Here is a 25,842-nt window from a genome sequence, read left to right as displayed (position 1 = left end):
ATTTGCCGTCTTCCGCATTGTAAAGCCCGGTGACGTTGCAGATGTACCGTTGCAAGGGAGCGAGAATCAAGCTATGCCTTACACCGTAGCGCTGACCGGCGGGATCGGCAGCGGGAAAAGTACCGTTGCCAATGCCTTTGCGCAGCTGGGCATTGACGTTATTGATGCCGATATCATTGCCCGTCAGGTGGTCGAGCCCGGTCAACCGGCGCTGTTGGCCTTGCAGGAAAGGTTTGGTGACGATGTTCTGTTGCCAACCGGCGGCCTGAACCGATCGGCGTTACGCCATATCATTTTTAATTCTGGCGTAGAGAAAAACTGGGTTAACAATTTGTTACACCCTCTTATCCACGCTGAGACACAACGACAGTTAGCATTAGCACGTTCTGCATGGTGTTTGTGGGTTGTCCCGCTACTGGTAGAAAATGGACTACAACGCCTGGCTGACCGGGTTTTGGTTGTTGATGTGGATCGAGAAACCCAACTGATCCGCACCACGGCTCGCGACAATATCAGTCGTGAACAGGCTGAAAACATTTTGGCCGCCCAGGCTTCACGCGATGAGCGCCTGGCGGTGGCTGATGACATTATTGATAACAGCGCGTCACCGGAAGAGGTGATAGCGCATGTTGCCGTACTCAACCAGCGCTACATCGCACTGGCTGCGGCAAAAGATCGGGATTAACAGCATGAGTACAACGGTTCTTTTTGAATACCCACTGAATGAAAAAATGCGCACCTGGCTACGCATTGAGTTCTTACTCAAGCAGCTATCCGCAAGCCAGAATATTGTTGACCATCTTGGCGCACTGACTTTTTTTCGCAATGCGGCAGAACTGCTGGACGTTTTTGAACGCGGCGAGTTAAGAACCGAAATTTTAAAAGAACTGGAACGGCAGCAGCAGAAGTTGCGTTCATGGGCTGAACTGCCCGGTGTTGATATCACCTTAGTCAATGCCCTGAGCAGCGACCTCAGAAAGCGCAACGATGCGCTGATGGCTGCACCGCGGATGGGACAGGCTCTACGTGAAGATCGGATGATCGGTCTGGTCCGTCAGCGTTTAAGCATTCCTGGTGGATGCTGTAGTTTTGATCTCCCGACGTTGCACATCTGGCTGCACGTTGAACAATCGGTGCGCGATCGCCAGGTCAGTAAGTGGCTCAGTTCGCTGGAACCGATTCGAGCTGCACTCACCACCATTCTTGACCTGATTCGCCAGGCAGGGATCTTCCGCAATCACACCAGCCTGAATGGGTTCTTTCAGGACAACGCCGAAAACGCCGATCTGCTGCGTTTACAGTTAAAGCTTGAGGATTCGCTATATCCTCAAGTTTCCGGCCATAAGAGCCGTTATGCCATTCGCTTCCTGCCGTTGGACAGTGAAAATGGTGAAGTCCCTGCCCGTCTCGATTTCGAGCTGGCCTGTTGTTAAGGTTATAAAAAATGAGTGACGTAACGATGGTGGATTGCCCCACCTGCGGTAAACAGGTGGCCTGGGATCAACAAAGCACGTGGCGCCCTTTCTGCAGCAAGCGCTGTCAGCTGATTGATTTAGGTGAATGGGCTGCTGAAGAGAAATATATCCCCAGCCATAGCGATCAAAACGACAGCGATGACTGGAGTGAGCAGCAAGACGAATTCCGATAACGGCTAGTTTAATGTTATAGCTCGTCGAATATTACCTGATGCTTTACGCGCTGGCTTTAAGACGAGCAATAACTTCAGCATTAGCTGGTGGAAATTCTTCAGCCACCAGTTCACTTTGAGCCACCCAACGCTGTGGTTGACCTTCCCGTCCATAGGGTTCACCTAGCCATTCTTCCACAATAAAGAAATCGATTGTCACGTGCCGATCGTCAAATTGATGTTCAATTGTCATAAAGGGGAGAAAACTAATCGCGTCAATGCCGACTTCTTCATTCAGCTCACGTTTTAATGCCTGTTCAGCCGTTTCCCCAGACTCCAACTTACCGCCAGCAAACTCCCATTTATTTGCCATATGAGAATCAGCCGAACGCTGCGTCAAAAAAATACGCTGCTGTGCATCACGTATAATCCCCACAGCAATGTGCAGATACTTCATAATTATCACTCTGATAGAAAAACCTGTTAAACATTAGCATTTACCCTGGTGCATCCGCAACACTCTTCTCATGATTTCAGTGTATGTTCCCTGTAGAGAATTCAGTCAAAGCCAGGAAACCCTGAATTCATTAAAAGATGAAGAAAAAGCATGTAAAAATGTATTAAACCACCATAAAAAAATGAAAGCCATCATGAAAAAAGATAAAAAAAACCAATAATATTGTTTTTAATTTATTATTAAGCAATATCAAAAACAGACCATTAATTACTTTAAAAACAACAAGATAAAAACATTAATTTATTATTAATCACGCCTTAATAATTTCACCCTCTTGCAAGAAATAACACTTAAAATTAGCATTATCGGCATTGAAAACATCAACGCATAAGGATTACATCATGTTTAGCACTGAAGAATGTATTGAAATACTCAATCACGATACACTGGAGTTATCTGAAGGTGTAATCGTTAACTGTAATACTAATACTCTGGAGATAGCATCGCGCCAGCTCAGCATCGATTTAAATGAAGCACAAAAACGTTTACTCGTATGTCTGATTAAAAAAGTCTACACCAAACGGGATATTATCAATATCGTTTGGTACGAAAATCACCAGCGAATTAGCGACAACAATTATCATCAACTGACATTCCAGATCAGGGCTTTGTTGCATCGCAATAACTTACCCGCAAATTTGCTGATTACCGTACCGTATTACGGTTTGAAATTAAATGAGAATCAGTGGAAAACGCTGGCAAAAGCACCTGTTGAAGAATATACATCAGTGAAACGGCAAACAGGCGCAGCAAATTCAGATTCTGATACGACTATTGAGAATACGATAATAAATGCAGAAAATGCACGACACAACAATGTTGCACTATCAGAGCAATTAATGCGCTCACCGTATTTTTCACAATCATCAATTACGCAGAATGCTTTTATCCTGTGTATGTTTGTGGCTCTGATCGTATTTATTTAACAACATGAATGTAAAGACGAAGAGAAGCTGCGAGCAGGTTTCCATAGCCGCAATAAAGCCGCCATTTATGCTGTACCTAACGGATAAATGGCGATAGCTTCACTCAACCAGCGCAGTAACGCAGTAACGCAGTAACGCAGTAACGCAGTAACGCAGTAACGCAGTAACGCAGTAACGCAGTAACGCAGTAACGCAGTAACGCAGTAACAGGCTTATCGCCCCGGATAATATGTAAAAGGTAAAAGGAGTTACCTGATGAATAATCCCGTTCTGTTCTTCTTCACTGCGCTGCTGGGGATCTGCTTTGGCAGTCTGCTCAATGTGGTGGTTTATCGCCTGCCGCACATGATCAAGCGTCAGGAGAACGGCTTTAATCTGTGGCTGCCGCGATCCCATTGCCCGCAATGTGCTCATCCGCTTGAATGCTTTGATAATATCCCTCTTTTTAGCTGGCTGATACTACGAGGGCGTTGCCGCTACTGTTCGCACGGCATATCGTGTCGTTATCCGCTGGTCGAGTTAAGCTGCATGCTGTTATGGGTGATGATGGCCGCACTGTTGCCGCCAGGAGGAACGCTGATCGCCTCATGGATACTTGTCTGGCTACTGTTGGCACTGACCCTGATCGATATTGAGCATCAGCTGTTGCCCGATTTACTGACGCTTCCGCTGTTATGGCTGGGTATGTTGTTTCAGCTCCTCCACTGTCTGCCGCATATTTCATTACAGCAGAGTGTAATCGGCGCACTGGTCGGCTATCTGGTGCTGTGGCTGCTTGCGTATGGCTATCGCCTGCTGCGGGGGAAAGAAGCGCTGGGACTGGGAGATGCCAAGCTGCTGGCAGCCTTAGGTGCCTGGTTGGGCTGGCAGGCCTTACCGCTGCTGTTACTGCTGGCATCACTCAGCAGCATTATCTGGCTTTGTGCCAGCCGTCTGATTTCCCGGCGATCGTTATCAGCCCCCTTTCCGTTCGGGCCAGGACTCGCCGCTGCCGGACTCATTCTGTTTATTATCAGAAACGCGGCATAAGGACCATTCACCCACCCTCGCTCCTTCTTTGTTTATTCTTTCTTACTTTTCCTTCAGACAAAAAAAGGCCGGGTAATCACCCGGCCCTGTTTCAGCGCTTAGCTGGCTGGCAAATTACGCCAGACGGCCGTGACACTGTTTATATTTTTTACCTGAACCACACGGGCAGAGGTCGTTACGGCCCACTTTACGCTCACCGGTCTGCGCAGCGAGTTCCTGAGCGGCTTCAGTTTCATCATCGACATGGCTGAGATGCTGCTGCTGAGCAAGGCGTTCAGCTTCCTGACGGCGCTGTTCTTCCATCTGCTCAACTTCTTCCGGCATACGTACCTGAACCTTGCTCAGCGTGCTGATAACTTCATACTTCAGCGACTCCAGCATCGCGGCAAACATGGCAAAGGATTCACGCTTGTACTCCTGCTTCGGGTCCTTTTGCGCGTAACCACGCAGATGGATGCCCTGACGCAGGTAGTCCATAGCGGCCAGGTGCTCTTTCCACAGTGAGTCCAGCGTTTGCAGCATCACGCCTTTTTCGAAGTTGCGCATCATTTCAGCGCCAACGACTTCTTCTTTACGCTGATACTGCTCTTTCGCCTGGTCCATAATACGCTCGCGCAGCGTTTCTTCATGCAGATCTGGCTCTTTATCCAGCCATTCGCCAATCGGCAGATCGAGGTCGAAATCAGCTTTCAGACGCTCCTGCAGACCAGGAATATCCCACATCTCTTCCAGCGACTGCGGTGGAATGTAGCTGTCGAGGGTGGCTTTAAAGACATCTTCGCGAATACTGATAATGGTCTCTGACACGTCGGAAACATCCAGCAGTTCGTTACGCTGGGTGTAGATAGCACGGCGCTGGTCGTTAGCTACGTCATCATATTCAAGCAGCTGCTTACGAATATCGAAGTTGCGGCTTTCCACTTTGCGCTGCGCGTTGGCAATCGCTTTTGTCACCCATGGGTGCTCAATCGCTTCGCCCGGCTTCATCCCCAGTTTACGCATCATATTGGAAACGCGGTCAGAGGCGAAAATACGCATCAGAGCATCTTCCATCGACAGATAGAAACGGGATGAACCGTTGTCACCCTGACGACCGGAACGACCGCGCAGCTGGTTATCAATACGGCGGGATTCATGGCGCTCGGTACCGATAATATGCAGACCACCGGAAGCCAGCACTGCATCATGACGGATCTGCCACGCGCTCTTAATGGCGTCGATCTGCTCCTGTGTTGGCTCTTCCAGCTCGGCCAGTTCAGCCTGCCAGCTGCCGCCCAGCACAATGTCTGTACCACGACCAGCCATGTTGGTGGCGATAGTTACCGCACCCGGCTGACCGGCCTGCGCCACGATATCCGCTTCACGGGCGTGGAACTTGGCGTTCAGAACTTCGTGTTTGATGCCCGCGCGGGTCAGCTCGTTGGAAACCACTTCTGATTTTTCAATCGAGATAGTACCGACCAGCACCGGCTGACCGTTAGCGGTACGTTCGCGGATGTCCTCAATGATCGCATCAATTTTCTCTTTCTCGGTCATGTAGACCAGGTCAGGAAGATCTTTACGCACCATCGGACGGTTGGTTGGTACAACAATGGTATCCAGTTTATAGATCGAGCTGAATTCAAACGCTTCGGTATCCGCAGTACCGGTCATACCGGCCAGCTTGTTATAAAGGCGGAAGTAGTTCTGGAAAGTGATCGAAGCCAGCGTCTGGTTTTCGTTCTGAATATCCACGCCTTCTTTGGCTTCTACCGCCTGATGCAGGCCGTCAGACCAGCGACGCCCCTGCATGGTACGGCCGGTGTGTTCATCAACGATGATCACCTCACCGTCTTTTACGATGTAGTCAACGTCGCGGGTGAACAGCACATGGGCACGCAGCGCAGCGGTCACATGGTGCATCATCATAATGTTGCCCGGTGAGTAAAGGGACTCGCCTTCTTCCATAATGCCTTCGCTGACCATCAGCCCTTCAATCGTCACCAGGCCGCGCTCGGTCAGGTGAACCTGACGCGCTTTTTCATCAACAGAGAAGTGACCTTCGCCCTGGAATGAGTCGGAGTCTTCTTTCTCCTGACGGATCAGGTGAGGAATGATTTTGTTAACTTTGATGTACAGTTCTGAGCTGTCTTCCGCAGGACCGGAGATGATTAGCGGCGTACGCGCTTCATCGATCAGGATTGAGTCCACCTCATCCACCAGCGCATAGTTCAGCTTACGCTGTACGCGCTCTTCCGGGCTGAACGCCATGTTGTCACGCAGGTAGTCAAAACCGTATTCGTTGTTGGTGCCGTAGGTGATATCCGCAGCATAGGCGGCACGCTTGGCTGGTGCAGGCATACCCGGCAGGTTGATACCGATACTCAGCCCAAGGAATTCGAACAGCCCACGGTTGTTTTCGGCGTCACGTTGGGCCAGATAGTCGTTAACGGTCACCACGTGAACCCCTTTGCCACTAAGGGCATTGAGGTAGGCTGGCAAGGTTGCCGTCAGGGTTTTACCCTCACCGGTACGCATCTCGGCGATGCAGCGATCGTTCAGTACCATACCGCCCAGCAGCTGGACGTCGAAGTGGCGCATACCGAACACGCGACGGCTGGCTTCACGAACGGTGGCGAAGGCTTCCGGGATCAGGTTTTCCAGCACTTCACCTTTTTCCAGGCGGGCACGGAATTCGCCGGTTTTCGCTTTCAGCTCTTCATCGGTTAGCTTCTGGAAATCCGGTTCCATTTTGCCAATCTGCTCAACGACTTTGCGCATGCGACGCAGGGTACGGTCATTGCTGCTACCAAAAACTTTAGTCAGTAATTTTGTAAACATAATAAGTAATTTCTCTCAGCCACGGCTTTTTTCCGCGGTCATACTGTTTGATTATTAACGATTTTTATATGAATTTAGCTGAGAAGAGAGGGCCCGGCACGAATACCGCGAACCTGGGCCAGCCACAGGCCGATATGATGAGACGGAAGAACAGCCACTTCACGCGGAGCGGTACGCCGAATAATGACCGGAGGCCGGGCCTCATGTGTCAGTAGCGCGTTAAGGGTGTCCAGCAGAGCCAGCTTCTGCGCCTGCAGCGGCTGAACTTCCTCAGCAGCCGGAACGACAGAAGGCGTCAGGGCAAACGACAGATGGCGGATGACCGTACGAATCGCATGTTGATGCCAGTAGTCTACGCTAAATGAAGGGCGGCGAACGCTTTCCTGTAGCAGTGCCAGGCTGTCAAAACGCGCAGCGCTGCCGATATTCAGGCTTCTGGAAGAGGTTTCTGCTAAGGTAGTGCGGTCATGCGCTGACGCCTGAGGCAGGCCGAGACTCGCCGCGACCATCCCCAACAGGAGATGCGGCCAGAAATACCGTCTGCCAAATTGTCGCCAACGATTTAGAATACCGATCACTGTGTTCCGCCGGAGCTAGCTATGCGTGATAGTCGCCCACAATCAATTGAAAGTTATTTCGACCAGGCCCAGGATAAAAGCATGCTGCAAAATATTCAGCAGCGCGCGATTGCCTTGAACAAGCTGAATCGCGCAGTGCAGGGAGTTATTCCCGCTCAGCTGCATCCCTGGTGCCGTGTGGCTAATTTTCGCCAGGGAATTCTGGTGATCGAAACGGCTAACGCCAGCTGGTTGATGCGTTTACGCTATGAACAATCCAGCCTGCTGTCAGCATTACGTGCCCAAATATTACCATCATTGACGTCGATCGACATCAGGATTAATCCTTCCCTCGCGGCAAAAGGACATGAATCCGTTCAAGAAAGCAGCATTCAGGCGCAAAAAGCAGAAAAACCGCCAATCAGGCAGTTGAGTGAACATAGTGCGGAGATTTTACGCAGCGTTGCGAGCCAAAGCCCGGAAAAACTTAAGAAGATATTAGAACGACTGGCCTCGCTGGCCGGAGAGAGTACCAGCTCAACCAGTCGTTAGAGTGGTTATGGCTTACGCCAGAACCAGATTTGGTGCTTTGAATGTCACCGGGAGTTCAGCTTCGTCTTCAAACGTTGCCCATTCCCACGCTTCCTGCTTAGCCAGAACCGCCTGCAGTAACTTGTTGTTCAGTGCATGACCCGATTTGAATGCGGTAAACGCACCAATAATGTTGTGGCCACACATGTACAGGTCACCGATCGCGTCGAGCATTTTGTGACGTACGAATTCGTCTTCGAAGCGTAAACCGTCTTCGTTCAATACGCGGTAGTCATCCACCACGATTGCACAGTCAAAACTGCCGCCCAGGCACAGGCCACGAGACTGCAGCGCTTCGATATCACGCATAAAACCGAAAGTACGAGCACGGCTGATCTGACGCGCAAAGGCTTCAGCAGAGAAGTCCATGCGGTAGCGCTGAGAGCTGGAGTCGATTGCCGGATGGTTAAAATCAATGGTGAAATCCAAAGAGAAACCATTATGCGGCGAAAGCTCGGCCCATTTGTCGCCGTCTTCAACCCGGACAGGCTGTTTGATGCGGACAAATTTCTTAGCGCTGTTCAGTTCTTCAATACCGGCATCCATCAGCAGATAGATAAAGGGTGCTGCGCTGCCGTCCATAATTGGAATTTCAGGCGCGTTAACTTCCACCACAATATTATCGATGCCGAGGCCGGCAAGGGCAGCGTTCAGATGTTCGACTGTCGAAATACGCACGTCATGCTCATTCACCAGGCAAGTACAGAGCATGGTATCACGCACGGATTTTGCATCAGCCGGAAAATCTACCGGTGGATTCAAGTCAGTGCGGCGATAGATGACCCCGGTATTAGCCGGCGCAGGGCGTAACGTCAGCGTGACTTTTTTGCCGGTGTGTAAACCGACGCCAGTCGTCTGAACAATACGTTTTAATGTCCGTTGTTTGATCATCGCATTATCTCGCAAAAATTCTATCCGATCGCCAGTTTACTGCACTGGCGGGCGAATAGTTTAACACAAAGAGTGAATTTTCCCACTTTTTAGGTAAATTCTTAATCCGCCTGCTTACGCAGGAAGGCCGGAATATCCAGATAATCTGGCTCTTTGTTAGTCTGAGGACTTTGATCGTTAACCACTTTTGCAGCAGGCTTCTGTTCCTGCGGCAGCGGCGACATACCGTGCTGCTGGTAACGATGGTCCATCACAGGCTGAGAAGACTGCTTGTTAGTCACCAGTGTGATTTCTGGACGCTTGTCCATACCGATACCGGTTGCCACCACGGTGACGCGCAGTTCGTCGTTCATTTCCGGATCGAGTGATGTACCGATAACCACGGTAGCATTGTCGGAGGCGAAGGCACGGATGGTGTTACCCACGGTTTCGAATTCGTCGAGACGCAGATCGAAGCCGGCGGTAATGTTAACCAGCACGCCGCGTGCACCAGAAAGGTCAATATCTTCCAGCAGCGGGCTGGAGATCGCCATTTCTGCTGCTTCTTCCGCACGGTCTTCACCGCATGCCACGCCGGAGCCCATCATCGCGTAGCCCATTTCGGACATCACGGTACGCACGTCAGCAAAGTCAACGTTCATCAGACCCGGACGGGTGATCAGTTCGGCAATACCCTGCACGGCACCTTTCAGTACGTCGTTCGCCGCACCAAATGCATCAAGCAGAGAAATTCCGCGGCCCAGAACTTTCAGCAGCTTGTCGTTCGGGATAGTGATCAGTGAATCGACATGCTTAGACAGTTCAGCGATGCCCTGCTCGGCAAACGCCATGCGTTTTTTGCCTTCGAAATTAAACGGCTTGGTCACCACGGCAACGGTCAGGATGCCCAGCTCTTTCGCCACTTCGGCAACAACAGGCGCAGCACCTGTTCCAGTACCGCCGCCCATACCAGCAGCGATAAACACCATGTCCGCACCATCCAGTGCCTGACGCAGTGCTTCACGATCTTCTTCGGCAGAGTTACGGCCGACTTCCGGGTTTGCACCCGCGCCCAGACCTTTGGTGATTCCGTTACCAATCTGGATTGTCTGGCCGACTGCGGTTTTACGCAGGGCCTGAGCATCTGTATTTACCGCGAAGAACTCAACGCCTTCGATACGTTCACGCACCATATGCTCTACGGCATTACCGCCGCCGCCGCCGACGCCGATGACTTTAATCACCGCGTCATTGGTTAATTCCATAGGTTCAAACATAATTTCTCTCCGTTTATGTGCCTGTTCGCCTGGAGATCACTAATACTAATAAGACTAGCATGATCTCTATGGTAAAAATTAAAACTCTTTTCTCAGCCAGCTGTTGATTCTCTTGAACCAGTTACCCACTGAGGCTCTTTTTTCTACTTCTGCTTCACCGCTGAGGTGAGATTCTTTTCCGTAGTGCAGTAAGCCAACCGCCGTTGAGTAGTAAGGCTCCTGCGCGTAATCCGTTAATCCTGTGATGTTTAGCGGCTGTCCGATACGCACCTGCGTGTGGAAAACACGCTGGGCGCAAGCCGCCAATCCTTCAATCTGCGCCGCGCCGCCGGTCAGAACGATACCGGCCGCGAGGTGATGTTTAACGCCCTGCTGGCGAAGCTGTTCCTGCAATTGCAGGATTTCGTCGTTGACCAGATTCAGCAGCTCGGTGTAACGCGGCTCGATAACCTCAGCCAGCGTCTGACGCTGCAGGCTGCGCGGTGGTCGGCCACCCACGCTCGGCACTTCAACGTTTTCATCTTTGCCAACGATAGAACCAAGCGCACAACCGTGACGGACTTTAATCGCCTCGGCATCCGTTGGTGGTGTACCAAAAGCATAAGCGATATCGCTGGTTACCACGTTACCCGCATAAGGAATAACTTTGGTGTGACGCAGCGCGCCGCCGGTATAAACCGCAATGTCCATCGTGCCACCACCGACATCCACCACGCAGACGCCCAGTTCACGCTCATCTTCGGTCAACACAGCAAAACTTGAGGCCAGCCCGGCAAAAATCAGCTGATCCACTTTCAGGCCGCAGCGTTCTACCGCTTTGACGATGTTCTTCGCCATATCGTTGTGGCAGGTGATCAGATGCACTTTTGCCTGCATGCGCACGCCGGATAATCCAACCGGGTTCTTGATCCCTTCCTGATAGTCGATCGCGTATTCTTGCGGAATAACATGGAGGATGCGGTGTTCATCACGAACACGGACGGATTTCGCGGTGTGAACCACGTTTTCCACATCTTCCTGGGTTACTTCCTCTTCTGAAATAGGAACCATCCCTATTTCGTTCTGGCAGCTGATATGTTTGCCCGACAGCGCCAGATAAACCGAAGAAATCTGACAATCTGCCATTAGCTCAGCCTGGTCGATAGCGCGCTGAACGCACTTCACTACCGATTCCAGGTCGTTAACGCCGCCTTTATCCATGCCGCGAGACGGGCAACTGCCCACCCCGATAATATTGACCATGCCATCGGGCAGGACTTCTCCTACCAGGGCGGCAACCTTCGCGGTGCCTATCTCGAGTCCAACTACCAGTTTTCTGTCCGTCGACTTGATCATTGTTGTTTAGCCTGTACCTGATTCTGTTGCTGATGACTTTCAGCGCTAGTAATGAGTTCGGGTGTCCATCCTACTGCCGCGCCAGAGTCATAACGCAGGTCCACGTAGCTGATACGCTTGTTTTCCGCCTGGCCCTGCTGTTGCAGAGTCGGGTAGAGATCGATAAAGCGTTTTAACCGCTTCATATCTTCACTACGCCCCAGCTCCAGGCGGGTATCATCATCTAACACCAGCTGCCATGACCGACGCGCAGTCATTGACGCAGCCTTTAACTTAAACTTGCTCGCCGCCAGTACATCCCGCATCTGGTGGTAGCCGGTCAACACTTCCGTTTCGCTCCCTTCCGGGCCATACAGCAGCGGTAACGCTTCTTTATCCTGATGGCTGGCCGGAACGCTGAACGATTTCCCGTCGGCATCAACCATGTGCACATCATTCCAGCGCGCAACCGGCACATACTCAACCAGATGAATCTTTAATTCGTCCGGCCACTGCTTGCGCACGCTCACCTGTTGTATCCACGGCAGACGTTCGATCTGCTGCTGGATGATGTCCACATCCTGCGACATAAAGGTGCCGGGTTCGCCAAGCGATAAAATCGCCTGACGGATATCATCATTCCTGGTGTAGTGGGTTTGCCCCGTTACTACCAGCTTCGATAACGGCAGTCTTGATGCATCGTTCATCCACTTCAATACAACAAAACCGCCGGCCAGCATGGTGCCGATAACCATCAGCAAAAACAGTATCCCGGCCAGGCGTGAGCCATTGCTACGCCCGGTTCGCGCTTTCTCCTGCGCTTCGCGGTTTCGAACATTTAACGCCGCCTGAGACATATCAGTCGGCCAGTTCCAGAATACGTACTACCAGCTGTGAGAAACTCAGGCCAGCCTGCTTAGCCGCCATCGGTACCAGGCTGTGGCTGGTCATCCCTGGCGAGGTGTTCACCTCAAGCAGGTAGAAACGACCGTCACCGCCCATCATCACGTCAACACGACCCCAGCCGCTGCATCCCAGTGCGCGCCATGCGGCGATCACCAGCTGGCTCAGTTCTGCTTCCTGCTCATCGTTTAATCCTGACGGGCAGAAATATTGCGTATCATCAGAAATGTACTTCGCCTGATAGTCATAAAATTCGCTGGCTGCCTGAATGCGGATAGACGGCATAATCTGGTCGCCGATCACCGCAACGGTGTATTCCGGACCGCTGAGGAAGGCTTCAACCAGCACTTCGTCATCGTGGCGGAAGGCTTCCACCAGCGCTGCATGCAGCTGAGAAGCATGGTTCACGCGGGAAATCCCCACGCTGGAACCTTCACGGCTTGGCTTCACAAACAGCGGCATACCGAGGGCAGCGATGCTGTCAGCGACGTCACCGTCGATACCGGCATCCATCTGCTTGCGGGTTAACGCCACATACGGCGAAACCGGCAGCCCACAGCCCTGCCAGAGGAACTTACTGCGCAGCTTGTCCATGGTAATCGCTGATGCCATCACGCCACTGCCGGTGTAAGGAATATCCAGGAACTCCAGAACGCCTTGCAGCGTGCCGTCTTCGCCACCGCGACCGTGCAGAGCAATAAAGGCTTTGGTGAAGCCCTGTTCTTTCAGGCTCAGTACAGGAACATCACGAATATCTACCGGATGTGCATCCACGCCCGCTTCTTTCAGTCCGGCCAGTACGGCCGCACCCGATAACAGGGATACGTCACGCTCTGCGGACGTTCCACCCAGCAATACCGCTACTTTATCAGCCATGATATTCCTCTTCTTTCGTCTGCGGTTGTAACTTCAGCTCTGCCAGTTTGCGGGCAATACGCCCAACGTTTCCTGCACCTTGTACCAGGATCAAATCATTGCCGGAAAGCTTCGGCAGCAGGGTTTCCAGTACGGCGTCATGATCGGAAACCAGAATCGGGTCTACTTTGCCGCGGCCGCGAATCGTGCGGCACAGTGACCGGCTATCGGCCCCGGGAATGGCGGTTTCACCGGCAGAATAGACGTCCAGCATCAGCAATACATCGACCTGCGACAGCACGTTAGCGAAATCGTCATACAGATCGCGAGTACGCGTGTAGCGATGCGGCTGGAAAATCATCACCAGGTTTTTGTCCGGCCAGCCCGCGCGTGCGGCTTTAATCGTAACGTCAACTTCGGTCGGATGATGTCCATAGTCATCAACCAGCATCGCGGTGCCCGACGGATGACCGTTGGCTTCTGCCAGCGGGTATTCGCCGAGGAAGTCAAAGCGACGTCCGGTGCCCTGGAAGCTTTCCAGTGCGCTGAGGATATCTTCATCCTCAATGCCTTCTTCTGTGGCAACCGCCACGGCAGCAGCGGCGTTCAGCGCGTTATGGCGGCCCGGCGCGTTCAGCGTCACATGCATTAACGGTTTATCGTGGCGAACCAGAGTAAACAGCCCCTGCGCGCCGCGCTGTTCGTAATTCTCAACCCGCACATCGGCATCATCGCTGAAGCCGTAGGTGGTGATCTGGCGGCCGACGCGCGGCAGTAGATCGCGGATTACGGCATCATCAATACACAGCACCGCACGGCCGTAAAACGGCAGGTTGTGCAGGAAGTTAATAAACGTCTGCTTTAAGTTCTCAAAGTCGCCCTGGTACGTGTCCATATGGTCGGCTTCGATGTTGGTAACAATCGCCACCATCGGCTGCAGATGGAGGAATGACGCATCACTCTCATCCGCTTCAGCAATCAGGTAGCGGCTGCTGCCCAGGCGAGCATGGGTGCCTGCGGCTTTAACCAGCCCACCGTTTACGAATGTCGGGTCCAGTCCGCCTTCGGCATAAATGCTGGAAACCATCGCCGTGGTGGTGGTTTTCCCGTGAGTTCCGGCGATCGCAATGCCGTGACGGAAACGCATCAGTTCAGCCAGCATCTCTGCGCGGCGGATCACCGGGATACGTGCTTCACGGGCAGCCACCACTTCCGGGTTATCCTGTGCCACCGCGGTCGACACCACCACCACGCTGGCATCGCTAACGTTTTCCGGGCGGTGGTTGAAATAGATCGTTGCGCCCAGCGCGCTCAGATGCTGGGTCACCGCATTCGGTGCCAGGTCGGAGCCGCTGATTTCATAACCTTCATTCGCCAACACTTCGGCAATACCGCCCATGCCGGCACCACCGATGCCAACAAAATGGATGTGCCGGACGCGACGCATCTCGGGCACGATAGAACGCAGTTTTGCCAGTTGTTGTGTATTCATCTCTTCTTTGCCACACCTGTGTTTCTTTGAATCGGGTAATCCCGACTCTGCAAATAGTGTTTACAGCGCCGCTTTGCTGACTTCAGCAGCGACGCGCTCTGTAGCATCCGGGATGGCAACGGCGCGGGCCTTTTCGGCCATCTGCAGCAGCGTTGCGCGATCCCAGCCTGCCAGCGTTGAGGCAACCGTTTCAGCGGTAAACTGCGGCTGCTCATAAATTTTTGCGGCACCGGCCTGCTCAAGCGGTAGCGCGTTCCAGTACTGCTGGCGATCTTTATGTTGGAACGGGACAAAAATCGCCGGTAACCCTGCCGCCGCGACTTCGCTGACGGTTAATGCGCCGGAGCGACATACCACAACGTCCGCCCAGGCATAGGCTGCCGCCATATCATCAATAAATTCGGTGACTTTATGCTGGGTCTGCCCCACCTGCGCATACGCCTGGTTAACGCTGTCCAGCGCGCCCTTCCCGACCTGATGCCACAACGTAATGCTGTCGCCCAGAATCGCAGCCACCTGTGGCAGAGTCTGGTTTAGCACACGCGCACCCTGACTACCGCCGATCACCAGTACTCGCACCGGGCCATCACGACCGGTCAGACGTTCTGCCGGTAACGGCAGCGCCAGCACGTCGGTTCGCACCGGGTTACCGACGACTTCCGCATTCGGAAATGCACCCGGGAACGCCTGCATCACTTTTTTGGCAATTTTTGCCAGCCACTTATTGGTCAGCCCGGCAATACCGTTTTGCTCATGCAGCACGACCGGAATTCCGCAGCTCCATGCCGCCAGACCGCCGGGACCGGAAACATAACCGCCCATTCCCAGCACCACATCCGGCTGCCAGCGTTTCATAATCGCCCGCGCCTGGCGCCAGGCGTTAAAGATCCGCAGCGGTGCAGCCAGCTGCGCCTTGATACCTTTACCGCGCAGTCCGCTAATACGAATAAACTCGATGTCGATTCCGTGTTTTGGCACCAGGTCCGCTTCCATTCGGTCTGCGGTTCCCAGCCAGCGCACCTGCCAGCCCTGTGCTATCAGATGGTGCGCAACTGCCAGCCCGGGGAAAACGTGCCCCCCGGTTCCACCGGCCATCACCATCAGTCGCTTTCCACTCATCGACTAACCTCGCGTAAACGCCTGGGCTTTTGCCAGACGCGTTTCATAATCAATACGTAACAACAGCACGATGGCAGTCGACATAATAATCAGACTCGATCCACCGTAACTGATCAGCGGCAGCGTCAGGCCTTTGGTCGGTAACATGCCCGCCGCAGCGCCAACGTTAACCAGAGCCTGGAAGCTGAACCAGACGCCGATTGAGCACGCCAGAAAGCCCGAAAATCGCTGATCGATCTCTAACGCCTTGCGCCCGATGGACATCGCGCGAAAAGCGACGAAGAATACCATTAACAACGCGAAAACCACACCGATATAACCCAGTTCTTCCCCAATAATCGAGAAGATAAAATCGGTATGTGCCTCGGGTAAATATTCCAGTTTTTGCACCGAGTTCCCAAGGCCCTGGCCCCAGAATTCACCGCGACCAAATGCCATCAGCGACTGGGTTAACTGGTAGCCGCTGCCGAACGGATCTTCCCACGGGTTCCAGAACGATGTGACGCGTCGCATACGGTACGGTTCCGCCACAATCAGCAGGCAAACGGCAAAAATCCCGGAGCCGATGATCGCCAGGAATTGCCATAATTTCGCTCCGGCAAGAAACAGCATCGCCAGCGTGGTCACAAACAGTACCACCACGGTTCCAAGGTCAGGCTGAGCCAGCAGCAGTACGGCCAGCACCACCATCACACCCATCGGCTTACAGAAGCCCCAGAAGTTATGGCGGACTTCTTCAACCTTGCGCACCAGATAGCTGGCCAGATAGCAAAACAGCGCCAGCTTTGACAGTTCCGCGGGCTGAATACGCAGCGGCCCGAGGGCAATCCAGCGCGATGCACCGTTCACCGAGCTTCCCACCACCAGTACCACCAACAACATAAAAATCGTCACCATCAGCATGATGTTGCTGTAGCGCTGCCAGACAGCCATCGGCACCCGCAGCGTAACCAGCGACATGCCGAACGCCAGTGCGATATAGAACGCATCACGCTTGGCGAAATAAAACGGGTCGTCGGAGAGGCGCTGCCCCACCGGCATCGATGCCGACGTCACCATCACAAAACCGATAATCGCCAGGCCAAAGGTCAGCCACAGCAGCATGCGGTCGTACAGCACCATTGAGTTGGTATCGCTCTCGCGCGATCCCATCACCCAGCCCTTCAGGCGATCGGAAATGCCACCAGCAAGGCTCAGACCGGGTAATCGCATCAGCCCATCTCCTGTGCCAGCTGGGCAAACAGGTCGCCGCGCTGCTCAAAGTTTTTAAACTGATCCAGGCTGGCGCAGGCGGGTGACAGCAGCACCATATCGCCCGATTTAACCTGACCGGCAATCTGCGCCATCGCTTCAGCCATCGTGTCTGTTTGTACGGAAATTTCCGGCCGCAGCGCCGCCAGCTCAGCACCATCACGGCCAAAGCAGTAAACGCGAATGTTATCGCCCTGCAGGAACCGGGTCAGCGAACTGAAATCGGCGGACTTGCCGTCGCCGCCCAGCAGCAGCCAGAGCGTACCGGCAACCTGTAGACCATTCAGCGCAGCCTCGGTGCTCCCGACGTTGGTGGCTTTAGAGTCGTTAATCCAGCGCACACCGTTATTTTCACGCACCAGCTGGAAGCGATGCGCCAGCCCAGCAAAGGTCGTCAGCGCCTTCAGACTGGTCGCACGCGGCAGGCCAACGGCATCCGCCAGCGCCAGCGCGGCCAGCGCATTGGTGTAGTTATGCTGGCCCGTCAGGTTCATTTCCGCAGTATTCAGCACCTTCTCACCTTTCACCCGCAGCCAGGTACTGCCCTGCTGGCGATTGAGATGGTAGTCGCCAACGTCCACGCCGAAGCTGACGCAGCGCTGGTCTGCACCGCGTACCGGCATGGTCATAGCGTCATCCGCGTTGACCACGCACACCGCAGCGTTTTCATAAATTCGTAACTTAGCCGCACGATACTGCTGCATGCCCAGCGGGTAGCGGTCCATATGATCTTCAGTCACGTTGAGGATCGTTGCCGCCGCCGCACGCAGACTGCTTGTGGTTTCCAGCTGGAAGCTGGAAAGCTCCAGTACGTACAGCTGCGCCGGTTTATCCAGCAGCATCAGCGCTGGCAGGCCGATATTGCCGCCGACCCCTACCTGCCAGCCTGCGGCCTGCGCCATTTCGCCGACCAGCGTGGTGACGGTGCTTTTACCGTTCGAACCGGTAATGGCGACAATCGGTGCCTGAGCCTCGCGGCAGAACAGTTCGATATCACCGACAATTTCAACGCCCGCTTCCGCCGCATCCATCAGTGAAGGATGCGCCAGCGCCATTCCCGGGCTGGCGACTATCAGGTCAGCGTCCAGAAGCCAGCTGTCGTTCAGAGACCCCAGCCAGCGTTCAACCGCCGCCGGGAGTTTTTCCAGCCCAGGCGGAACGACACGGGTATCCATCACGCGCGGCGTTACGCCACGCGCTAAAAAGAAATCAACACAGGAAAGGCCGGTCAGGCCCAACCCGATGATGACGACTTTTTTACCCTGATAGTCAGCCATGATTAACGTACCTTCAGCGTTGCCAGGCCAATCAGCACCAGCATCAGTGAAATAATCCAGAAGCGCACAATCACGCGCGGCTCCGGCCAGCCCTTCAGTTCGTAATGGTGATGAATCGGTGCCATGCGGAAAATACGCTGGCCGCGTAATTTAAACGAGCCGACCTGCAGGATAACGGACAGGGTTTCAACCACGAACACGCCGCCCATAATCACCAGCAGGAATTCCTGACGCAGCAGCACGGCGATAGTCCCAAGCGCACCGCCGAGGGCCAGAGAGCCGACATCGCCCATAAAGACCTGAGCCGGGTAAGTGTTAAACCACAGGAATCCAAGCCCGGCACCGACAATAGCGGTACAGACAATCACCAGCTCACCGGCATGGCGCAGATAAGGAATATGCAGGTACTCAGCAAATTTCACGTTACCGGTAGCCCAGGCAACTAAGGCAAAGCCTGCGGCAACAAACACCGTTGGCATAATGGCCAGGCCATCCAGGCCATCGGTCAGGTTAACGGCGTTACTGGTGCCGACGATCACAAAGTAGGTCAGCAGAAGATAGAGCAGACCCAGCTGCGGCATCACGTCTTTAAAGAACGGCACCACCAGCTGGGTTGCTGGGGTATCTTTACCAATAGCGTACATAGCAAAGGCAACCGCCAGAGCAATCACTGACTGCCAGAAGTATTTCCAGCGAGCAATCAGCCCCTTGGTATCTTTACGTACCACCTTACGGTAATCATCCACAAAGCCGACGATGCCGTAACCCACCAGCACAAACAGCACGCACCAGACGTAAGGGTTAGAAGGATACGCCCACAGCAGAACGGAAATGGTGATCGAGGTCAGGATCATAATCCCGCCCATGGTCGGCGTGCCGCGCTTGCTGAAGTGCGACTCCGGGCCATCATTACGCACGACCTGGCCAAATGACATTTCCTGCAGGCGGGCGATCATCCGTGGACCCATCCACAGCGAGATAAACAGTGCGGTCAGCAGGCTGACAATGGCGCGAAACGTCAGATAGGAAAAGACGTTAAAGCCAGAATATAAAGAGACCAAATGCTCGGCCAGCCAGACTAACATGCGCCTTTCTCCTGTAAGGTACGTACGATCTGCTCCATTGCAGAACTACGCGATCCTTTGACTAATACGGTTATCTTTTGATGTTCAGAAAGCAGCGCCAGCGCGCGAGCGCTAAGTAATGCCTTATCACTGAAATGCTCCCCAACGCCGCTGGCATCACTGATGTCATGGCTGAGGCTGCCTGTACTTAAAACTTTATCAATCCCGGCCAGGCGAATCGCTTCACCGACCTGGCGATGGCATTCGGCGGCTTCCGCCCCCAACTCACCCATGTCACCGACGATCATCACACGGTAGCCAGGCATTTCACCCAGCACCTGTGCAGCAGCCGTCATTGATCCGACGTTGGCGTTGTAGCTGTCATCCAGCAGCAGCCGATCGTCATCCAGCACAATAGGGAACAGGCGGCCCGGAACGGCCTGCAGCGAACTCAATCCCTGGCGAATGGCGCTGAGCGGCGCGCCTACCGACAGGGCCAGCGCAGCGGCGGCCAGCGCGTTGGCAATATTGTGACGGCCCGGCAGCGGCAGCGTGATATCGATCTCTCCCTGCGGCGTATGCAGCACGAAGAGCGTTCCGCGAGTGCTGAAACTCACCTTGCTGGCATAAAAATCGCTGTCGGCCTGCTGCTCCGGCGAAAAACGCCAGACGGTTTTGCCCTGAAGCGACGGCTGCCAGTGCGGCCAGTCATTGCTATCGCTGTTGATAATGGCGGTGCCGTGCAGCGGCAGCCCGTTGAAGATTTCGCCTTTGGCTTTTGCCACCCCGGCCAGCGAACCAAAGCCTTCAAGATGGGCAGCGGCCAGATTATTGACCAGCGCGGCTTCAGGGCGGGTTAATTCGGTGGTGTAGTCGATCTCGCCCTGGTGGTTCGCACCCAGTTCAATCACCGCATACTGATGTTCCGCCGTCAGGCGCAGCAGCGTCAACGGCACGCCGATGTCGTTATTCAGATTGCCCGCGGTGTAGAGCGTTTCGCCGCATTCGCGCAGGATCGCGGCGGTCATCTCTTTGACGGAGGTTTTACCGGAGGAGCCGGTCAGCGCCACCACGCGGGCAGAAGACTGCTGACGCACCCAGCCGGCAATACGGCCAAGCGCGAGGCGGGTATCGGCAACCACGACCTGTGCGGCCTCTACTGGTAAGCGCTTACTCACCAACAGTGCTGAAGAACCGGCTTTAACCGCATCCTCGGCGAAGTCGTGCGCGTCGAAGCGCTCACCCTTCAGCGCAATAAACAGACAACCGGCGGTAATTTTCCGGGTGTCGGTAGTCACCGCGTCGATGGTGGCATCGTTACCGAACAGCGTTCCTCCGGTGATGTCTGCCAGTTGCTTGAGGCTAAAGGCGATCATGCCACCACCCCCAGCAGCCGCGCGACGGTGACCCGGTCGGAATAATCAAAACGCTGCTGGCCGATGATTTGATAATCTTCGTGGCCTTTACCCGCCACCAGCACGATGTCACCTTCCTGCGCCTGCATCACGGCGTTAGTGACCGCTTGCGCACGTCCAAGAACAACGCGAGCACGGCTCGGGTCCAGCAGGCCGGTAAGCACATCGGCCACAATCGCCGCAGGATCTTCACTGCGCGGGTTGTCGTCGGTGATCACCACCACATCGGCAAACTGCTCGGCGATAGCCCCCATCAAAGGACGCTTGCCTTTGTCACGGTCGCCGCCGCAGCCGAACACGCACCACAGCTTGCCTTTACAATGCAGGCGTGCCGCAGCCAGTGCTTTTTCCAGCGCATCAGGGGTGTGTGCATAATCCACCACCACCGTCGGTTTGCCCGGCGCAGTAAACACTTCCATACGCCCGGTCACCGGCTGTAGCTGGTTTGCGGTTGCGGTCAACGCGGCCAGTGGATAATCCAATGCCAGAAGAGTCGCCAGCGCCACCAGCAGGTTGCTGACGTTAAAGGCCCCCATCAGGCGGCTTTCAAATTCACCGTTGCCCCAGCTGGAGGCAAACTTCACGCTCGCACCGCCGTCGTGATACTGCACCTCGGTCGCTTTTAACCAGCGCCCGTGGCAGTCAGACTGCAAATTATTTTCCATGGTCACGGCAACGGCATCAGGTAGCTGCTGCAGCCAGCGGCGGCCAACTTCATCATCTGCATTGATAATGGCTTCGCCCACCTGATGCTCGGAGAAAAGCAGCCATTTTGCTGCTTCGTAGCGGGCCATATCACCGTGATAGTCCAGGTGATCGCGGCTCAGGTTGGTAAATGCCGCTGCGGCAAACGGCAGCGCGGCAACGCGGTGCTGCACCAGACCGTGAGAAGAGATTTCCATTGCCGCCAGCGTCGCGCCTTTTTCCAGCAGCGACGCCAGCTGATGCTGAACATCAACCGCTGAACCGGTGGTATTTTCCGCTGCGGCCAGTTGGCCGTACAGACCGTTACCCACGGTCCCCATCACCGCACCGGTTTCGCCCAGCAGCTGTGCCCACTGTGCCAACAGCTGTGTTGTGGTGGTTTTTCCGTTGGTTCCGGTCACGCCGATGAGCTTTAACTTTTCACCTGGCTGCTGATAGAAGCGCCCGGCCAGCGCAGACAGGCGCTGGGAAAGCTGCGACAGGTAAATCACCGGCACGCCGTGCATTTCCACCACGCTGCCATCTTCGGCTTCGCCATCGGCGTCAGCGATAACTGCCGCCACACCCTGGGCTATCGCCTGAGGGATAAAACGACGGCCATCAACCGCATGTCCTTTAATCGCGACAAAGAGATCGCCGGAAGCCGCCACGCGGCTGTCCAGTGTCATTTCATTCAGCGTGCGCGCGGGCAAACCGGTCACCCAGGGTGCCAGTAAGTCGTGCAGATTACGATCGGTCACGCGATCCCTCACTCTTATTAGTTACCATCTCGTTTTTGTCACTGGTCGGTAGCGCATCCGGCTCAACGTTCATGGTGCGCAGTACGCCACCCATGATGGCGCCAAATACCGGTGCAGAAACCGCACCACCGTAATATTTGCCGGCCTGCGGATCGTTAATCACCACCACCAGCGCAAAACGAGGGTTGCTTGCCGGTGCCACACCGGCGGTATAAGCAATGTATTTATTGACGTATTTGCCATCCGGGCCGACTTTTTTCGCCGTACCGGTTTTAATCGCAATACGATAGCCTTTAATGGCCGCCTTCACCCCGCCGCCGCCCGGCAGAGCCACGCTCTCCATCATGTGCACCACGGTGCGCACGGTCGCTTCAGGGAAGACGCGTTGACCCGCCACAGGGGGGTCAACTTTGGTGATCGACAGCGGGCGATACACGCCGTAGCTGCCGATGGTTGCATAGACTCGCGCTAACTGTAACGGCGTTACCATCAGCCCGTAGCCGTAAGAGAAGGTGGCCCTCTCTATGTCAGACCACCGTTGTTTTTGAGGATATAAGCCACTGCTTTCTCCGACCAACCCCAAATTGGTCGCTTTGCCAAAACCAAAGCGTGCGTAAGTATCTACCAGCGCATTGGATGGCATCGCCAACGCCAGGCGAGAAACCCCAACGTTAGACGACTTCTGGAGCACCCCGGTCAGGGTGAGTTCACTGTAACGCGCCACGTCTTTGATTTCGTGGCCGTTAATTCGGTAAGGGATCGTATTCAGCACGCTATTTTCACGCACCACACCACGCTGCAGCGCGGTCATCACCACCATCGGCTTCACCGTGGAACCCGGTTCGAAGATGTCGGTAATCGCCCTGTTACGCATCACATCTTTAGTGGTGCCGGAAAGGTTATTCGGGTTATACGCCGGGCTGTTGGCCATCGCCAGGACTTCGCCGGTGTTCACATCAACCAGCACCGCAGTACCTGATTCGGCCTTGTTAAACGCCACCGCGTTGTTCAGCTCGCGATACACCAGCGCCTGCAGACGCTCGTCGATACTCAACGCGAGGTTATGCGCAGCCTGGCTATCTACGGAGGAGATATCTTCAATCACTCGTCCATTGCGGTCTTTACGCACTGTCCGCTCACCGGGCTGGCCGGTCAGCCATTTATCAAAACTTTTTTCAACACCCTCAATGCCCTGGCCATCAATATTGGTAAAACCAATCAAATGGGAAGTCACCTGCCCTGCCGGGTAGTAACGGCGGGACTCTTCGCGCAGATAGATGCCCGGAAGCTTGAGTTTTTTGATGTAATCGCCAATCGCTGGATTAACCTGGCGTGCCAGATAGACAAAACGCCCATTGGGATTTGCGTTAACGCGCGTTGCCAATTGATCGAGAGGAATGGATAGTGCATCTGAAAGCGCTTTCCAGCGGCTATCGAGTGTAATACCGCCCTTGTCGTGCAGCTCTTTCGGGTCAGCCCAAATGGCATTGACCGGCACGCTAACCGCCAGCGGACGCCCGGCGCGATCGCTGATCATACCGCGTGAGGTCGGTATCGCCTGCACGCGCAGGGAACGCATATCCCCTTCGCGCACCAGCCGGTCTGGATTGATCACCTGCAGATAGGCAACACGCAGCAGCAGTCCGACTAACGCCAGGAAAATACCGCCGCACAGCAACGCAAAACGCCAGCTAACGAAGCTGGCCTTATCTTCCGTGCGTTTCAGTTTCTGCGTTTTGCCTGCGGCTCTCATTGAGTCCGTGTTTCCTTATTGCTGTACCACAATATTTTCTTGAGAAGGATCAACGTGCTGCAGTTGAAGTTTCTCTGTTGCTATCCGCTCCACACGACTGTGATCGCCCAGCGCATTCTCTTCAAGGATCAGGTTGCGCCATTCAATATCCAGCGCGTCTCGCTCCAGAACCAACTGTTCACGCTGAGCGGTGAGCAGCCGCGTTTTATGCGCGGTCGTCACCACCAGTACCGATGAGACCAGCACCGAAATCAGCAGGATCAGCGGGATCTTACCGTGGCGTAACAGGTCACCACCGATAACACCGGGTAAACTGTGACGCTCATTGCCGATCATGACGCTGTTCTCTCCGCAATACGCAGTACGGAACTGCGCGCACGTGGGTTTTCAGCGGTCTCCGCCTCACCCGGCATCATTTTGCCCAGCGCTTTCAGCTGACGGCCGCCAAGGCTGCTAAGCTGCGCTTCGGTCATCGGCAGGCCGTGTGGCACCTGCGGTCCGCGACTCTGCTCGCGCATAAAACGCTTCACGATACGGTCTTCCAATGAGTGGAAGCTGATAATCGACAGCCGTCCACCCGGTGCCAGCGCGCTAAGCGCACCTTTTAGCGCCTGTTCAATCTCTTCCAGCTCGCTGTTAACCCATATGCGGATCGCCTGGAAGCTGCGCGTTGCCGGATGCTTGAACTTATCTTTCACCGGCGTTGCGGCATAAATCACATCGGCCAGTTCTTTTGTTCGGGTCATCGGCTCTACGCGATTGCGTTCTACAATCGCCCGAGCGATGCGTTTGGCAAAGCGCTCTTCACCAAAGGTTTTCAGCACAAAAGCGATATCGCTCTCGTCGGCCTGCAGCAGCCATTCTGCCGCTGATTGCCCACGCGTTGGGTCCATACGCATATCCAGCGGTCCATCACGCATAAACGAAAAACCGCGCTCCGCATCATCCAGCTGCGGGGAGGAAACACCAAGATCGAGCAAAATTCCATCGATCTTGCCGCTCAGCCCACGCTCGGCCATGTACTCTGCCAACGCTGAAAACGGGCCATGAATAATGCTAAAACGCGGATCGGTAATCTCAGCAGCGGCTGCTATAGCTTGCGGATCGCGGTCGATAGCATAAAGACGTCCATGATCGCCTAACCGGGAGAGGATCAGGCGTGAGTGCCCGCCGCGCCCGAAGGTGCCATCAATATAGATGCCGTCAGATTTAATATTGAGGCCGTTAACCGCCTCATCCAACAGCACCGTGGTGTGATTAAAAGTATCCTGCATAGCTATAACGACAAATCCTGCAACCGCTCAGACAAAGGCTGCTGAGAGGAATGCTCTGCGTCTATATCATCCTTGACTTGTTGATACCAGGTCTGTTCATCCCACAGCTCAAACTTGTTGAACTGCCCAACCAGCATCACTTCTTTAGTCAGGCCCGCGTGTTGACGAAGGGTGTTCGCCAACAACAAGCGACCTGCACTGTCCATCTGGCATTCACTGGCATGCCCCAGTAACAGGCGCTGCACGCGCCGCTCTGCCGGGATCATGCTGGATAAACGAGACAGCTTTTGTTCGATAATTTCCCATTCGGGCAGCGTGTAAAGCAGCAGGCATGGCTGGTGGAGGTCAATGGTACAAACCATTTGCCCCTGAGACTCCTCGATCAGCGTATCGCGATAACGCGTTGGTACGGCAAGCCGACCTTTGCTGTCGAGATTAACTAACGTTGCCCCGCGGAACATGCCAG

At 54.4% G+C, this 25,842-nt stretch carries 25 protein-coding genes; 6 read left to right on the top strand and 19 right to left on the bottom strand.

The window, feature by feature from the left end; all coding sequences use genetic code 11:
• Window positions 1-73 precede the first annotated feature (73 nt).
• From coaE to yacG, 3 genes are read left to right on the top strand one after another with little or no spacing between them, the layout of a single operon-like run.
• On the top strand, window positions 74-685 hold the full coding sequence (coaE, locus tag JOE09_RS18190; RefSeq protein ID WP_205066806.1) for a dephospho-CoA kinase: 612 nt from the start codon (window positions 74-76) through the stop codon (window positions 683-685).
• A 4-nt stretch (window positions 686-689) separates the two neighbouring features.
• The gene (gene zapD / locus JOE09_RS18185; RefSeq protein ID WP_205066722.1) at window positions 690-1,433 is read left to right on the top strand and encodes a cell division protein ZapD; all 744 of its coding nucleotides are present in this window, start codon (window positions 690-692) and stop codon (window positions 1,431-1,433) included.
• A gap of 11 nt (window positions 1,434-1,444) precedes the next feature.
• The gene (yacG, locus tag JOE09_RS18180) at window positions 1,445-1,648 is read left to right on the top strand and encodes a DNA gyrase inhibitor YacG (protein ID WP_205066721.1); all 204 of its coding nucleotides are present in this window, start codon (window positions 1,445-1,447) and stop codon (window positions 1,646-1,648) included.
• A 43-nt stretch (window positions 1,649-1,691) separates the two neighbouring features.
• Here yacG and mutT read toward each other — a convergent pair whose 3' ends face one another.
• On the bottom strand, window positions 1,692-2,084 hold the full coding sequence (gene mutT / locus JOE09_RS18175) for an 8-oxo-dGTP diphosphatase MutT (RefSeq protein WP_105595364.1): 393 nt from the start codon (window positions 2,082-2,084) through the stop codon (window positions 1,692-1,694).
• A gap of 401 nt (window positions 2,085-2,485) precedes the next feature.
• Here mutT and JOE09_RS18170 point away from each other — a divergent pair, with 401 nt between their 5' ends.
• Both JOE09_RS18170 and JOE09_RS18165 read left to right on the top strand, forming a co-directional pair.
• Window positions 2,486-3,070 (top strand): winged helix-turn-helix domain-containing protein, encoded by a 585-nt coding sequence (locus tag JOE09_RS18170; protein WP_205066720.1) that lies wholly within the window; start codon window positions 2,486-2,488, stop codon window positions 3,068-3,070.
• Window positions 3,071-3,322: 252 nt separating this feature from the next.
• A complete protein-coding gene (locus tag JOE09_RS18165; RefSeq protein ID WP_420830666.1) occupies window positions 3,323-4,099 on the top strand; it encodes a prepilin peptidase in 777 nt (258 codons plus the stop codon).
• Between the two features lie 114 nt (window positions 4,100-4,213).
• Here the strand turns inward: JOE09_RS18165 and secA are convergent, their stop codons facing one another.
• Window positions 4,214-6,919, bottom strand: a complete 2,706-nt coding sequence (secA, locus tag JOE09_RS18160) for a preprotein translocase subunit SecA (RefSeq protein WP_205066718.1) — start codon at window positions 6,917-6,919, stop codon at window positions 4,214-4,216.
• Window positions 6,920-6,993: 74 nt separating this feature from the next.
• The gene (secM, locus tag JOE09_RS18155) at window positions 6,994-7,497 is read right to left on the bottom strand and encodes a secA translation cis-regulator SecM (protein WP_105595360.1); all 504 of its coding nucleotides are present in this window, start codon (window positions 7,495-7,497) and stop codon (window positions 6,994-6,996) included.
• Window positions 7,498-7,518: 21 nt separating this feature from the next.
• On the opposite strand from secM, the gene JOE09_RS18150 reads away from it, so the two are divergent.
• The gene (locus JOE09_RS18150) at window positions 7,519-8,028 is read left to right on the top strand and encodes a DUF721 domain-containing protein (RefSeq protein ID WP_200545182.1); all 510 of its coding nucleotides are present in this window, start codon (window positions 7,519-7,521) and stop codon (window positions 8,026-8,028) included.
• A 12-nt stretch (window positions 8,029-8,040) separates the two neighbouring features.
• On the opposite strand, the gene lpxC is transcribed toward JOE09_RS18150, so the two are convergent.
• The 16 genes from lpxC to mraZ form a co-directional block, all read right to left on the bottom strand.
• A complete protein-coding gene (gene lpxC / locus JOE09_RS18145) occupies window positions 8,041-8,958 on the bottom strand; it encodes a UDP-3-O-acyl-N-acetylglucosamine deacetylase (RefSeq protein ID WP_105595358.1) in 918 nt (305 codons plus the stop codon).
• Between the two features lie 101 nt (window positions 8,959-9,059).
• Window positions 9,060-10,214 (bottom strand): cell division protein FtsZ, encoded by a 1,155-nt coding sequence (gene ftsZ / locus JOE09_RS18140; protein WP_105595357.1) that lies wholly within the window; start codon window positions 10,212-10,214, stop codon window positions 9,060-9,062.
• A gap of 78 nt (window positions 10,215-10,292) precedes the next feature.
• Window positions 10,293-11,549 (bottom strand): cell division protein FtsA, encoded by a 1,257-nt coding sequence (ftsA, locus tag JOE09_RS18135; protein WP_105595356.1) that lies wholly within the window; start codon window positions 11,547-11,549, stop codon window positions 10,293-10,295.
• Window positions 11,546-12,385 carry a cell division protein FtsQ gene (gene ftsQ, locus JOE09_RS18130; protein ID WP_205066717.1) on the bottom strand — a complete coding sequence of 280 codons (840 nt, stop codon included), beginning with the start codon at window positions 12,383-12,385 and terminating at the stop codon, window positions 11,546-11,548. Before ftsQ ends, ftsA begins: the two co-directional genes overlap by 4 nt.
• A 1-nt stretch (window position 12,386) precedes the next feature.
• Window positions 12,387-13,307 (bottom strand): D-alanine--D-alanine ligase, encoded by a 921-nt coding sequence (locus JOE09_RS18125; protein ID WP_123337233.1) that lies wholly within the window; start codon window positions 13,305-13,307, stop codon window positions 12,387-12,389.
• Complete coding sequence (gene murC / locus JOE09_RS18120) at window positions 13,300-14,778, bottom strand: UDP-N-acetylmuramate--L-alanine ligase (RefSeq protein WP_205066716.1); 1,479 nt, start codon at window positions 14,776-14,778, stop codon at window positions 13,300-13,302. The genes JOE09_RS18125 and murC overlap by 8 nt, the downstream gene beginning before the upstream one ends.
• Window positions 14,779-14,838: 60 nt before the next feature.
• A complete protein-coding gene (gene murG / locus JOE09_RS18115; protein WP_205066715.1) occupies window positions 14,839-15,897 on the bottom strand; it encodes an undecaprenyldiphospho-muramoylpentapeptide beta-N-acetylglucosaminyltransferase in 1,059 nt (352 codons plus the stop codon).
• Between the two features lie 3 nt (window positions 15,898-15,900).
• Window positions 15,901-17,109 (bottom strand): cell division protein FtsW, encoded by a 1,209-nt coding sequence (ftsW, locus tag JOE09_RS18110; RefSeq protein ID WP_205066714.1) that lies wholly within the window; start codon window positions 17,107-17,109, stop codon window positions 15,901-15,903.
• Window positions 17,109-18,425 carry a UDP-N-acetylmuramoyl-L-alanine--D-glutamate ligase gene (gene murD / locus JOE09_RS18105; protein ID WP_205066713.1) on the bottom strand — a complete coding sequence of 439 codons (1,317 nt, stop codon included), beginning with the start codon at window positions 18,423-18,425 and terminating at the stop codon, window positions 17,109-17,111. Before murD ends, ftsW begins: the two co-directional genes overlap by 1 nt.
• Window positions 18,426-18,427: 2 nt before the next feature.
• Window positions 18,428-19,510 carry a phospho-N-acetylmuramoyl-pentapeptide-transferase gene (gene mraY / locus JOE09_RS18100; protein ID WP_205066712.1) on the bottom strand — a complete coding sequence of 361 codons (1,083 nt, stop codon included), beginning with the start codon at window positions 19,508-19,510 and terminating at the stop codon, window positions 18,428-18,430.
• Window positions 19,504-20,865: a UDP-N-acetylmuramoyl-tripeptide--D-alanyl-D-alanine ligase gene (murF, locus tag JOE09_RS18095; protein WP_205066711.1), complete on the bottom strand. Its 1,362-nt coding sequence runs from the start codon at window positions 20,863-20,865 to the stop codon at window positions 19,504-19,506. The genes mraY and murF overlap by 7 nt, the downstream gene beginning before the upstream one ends.
• Entirely contained in the window at window positions 20,862-22,349 is a 1,488-nt protein-coding gene (gene murE / locus JOE09_RS18090; protein WP_105595347.1) for a UDP-N-acetylmuramoyl-L-alanyl-D-glutamate--2,6-diaminopimelate ligase, read from the bottom strand. Before murE ends, murF begins: the two co-directional genes overlap by 4 nt.
• Window positions 22,336-24,102: a peptidoglycan glycosyltransferase FtsI gene (locus tag JOE09_RS18085; RefSeq protein WP_200545173.1), complete on the bottom strand. Its 1,767-nt coding sequence runs from the start codon at window positions 24,100-24,102 to the stop codon at window positions 22,336-22,338. Before JOE09_RS18085 ends, murE begins: the two co-directional genes overlap by 14 nt.
• 15 nt (window positions 24,103-24,117) lie before the next feature.
• Window positions 24,118-24,438, bottom strand: a complete 321-nt coding sequence (gene ftsL / locus JOE09_RS18080) for a cell division protein FtsL (RefSeq protein ID WP_105595345.1) — start codon at window positions 24,436-24,438, stop codon at window positions 24,118-24,120.
• Entirely contained in the window at window positions 24,435-25,376 is a 942-nt protein-coding gene (gene rsmH, locus JOE09_RS18075) for a 16S rRNA (cytosine(1402)-N(4))-methyltransferase RsmH (protein WP_105595344.1), read from the bottom strand. The genes ftsL and rsmH overlap by 4 nt, the downstream gene beginning before the upstream one ends.
• A gap of 2 nt (window positions 25,377-25,378) precedes the next feature.
• On the bottom strand, window positions 25,379-25,837 hold the full coding sequence (gene mraZ, locus JOE09_RS18070) for a division/cell wall cluster transcriptional repressor MraZ (RefSeq protein ID WP_105595343.1): 459 nt from the start codon (window positions 25,835-25,837) through the stop codon (window positions 25,379-25,381).
• Window positions 25,838-25,842 lie beyond the last annotated feature (5 nt).

Source organism: Pantoea coffeiphila, from assembly GCF_016909495.1.
Taxonomy (GTDB): Bacteria; Pseudomonadota; Gammaproteobacteria; order Enterobacterales; family Enterobacteriaceae; genus Erwinia; species Erwinia coffeiphila.
This window is presented reverse-complemented; position numbering and strand designations above follow the sequence as displayed.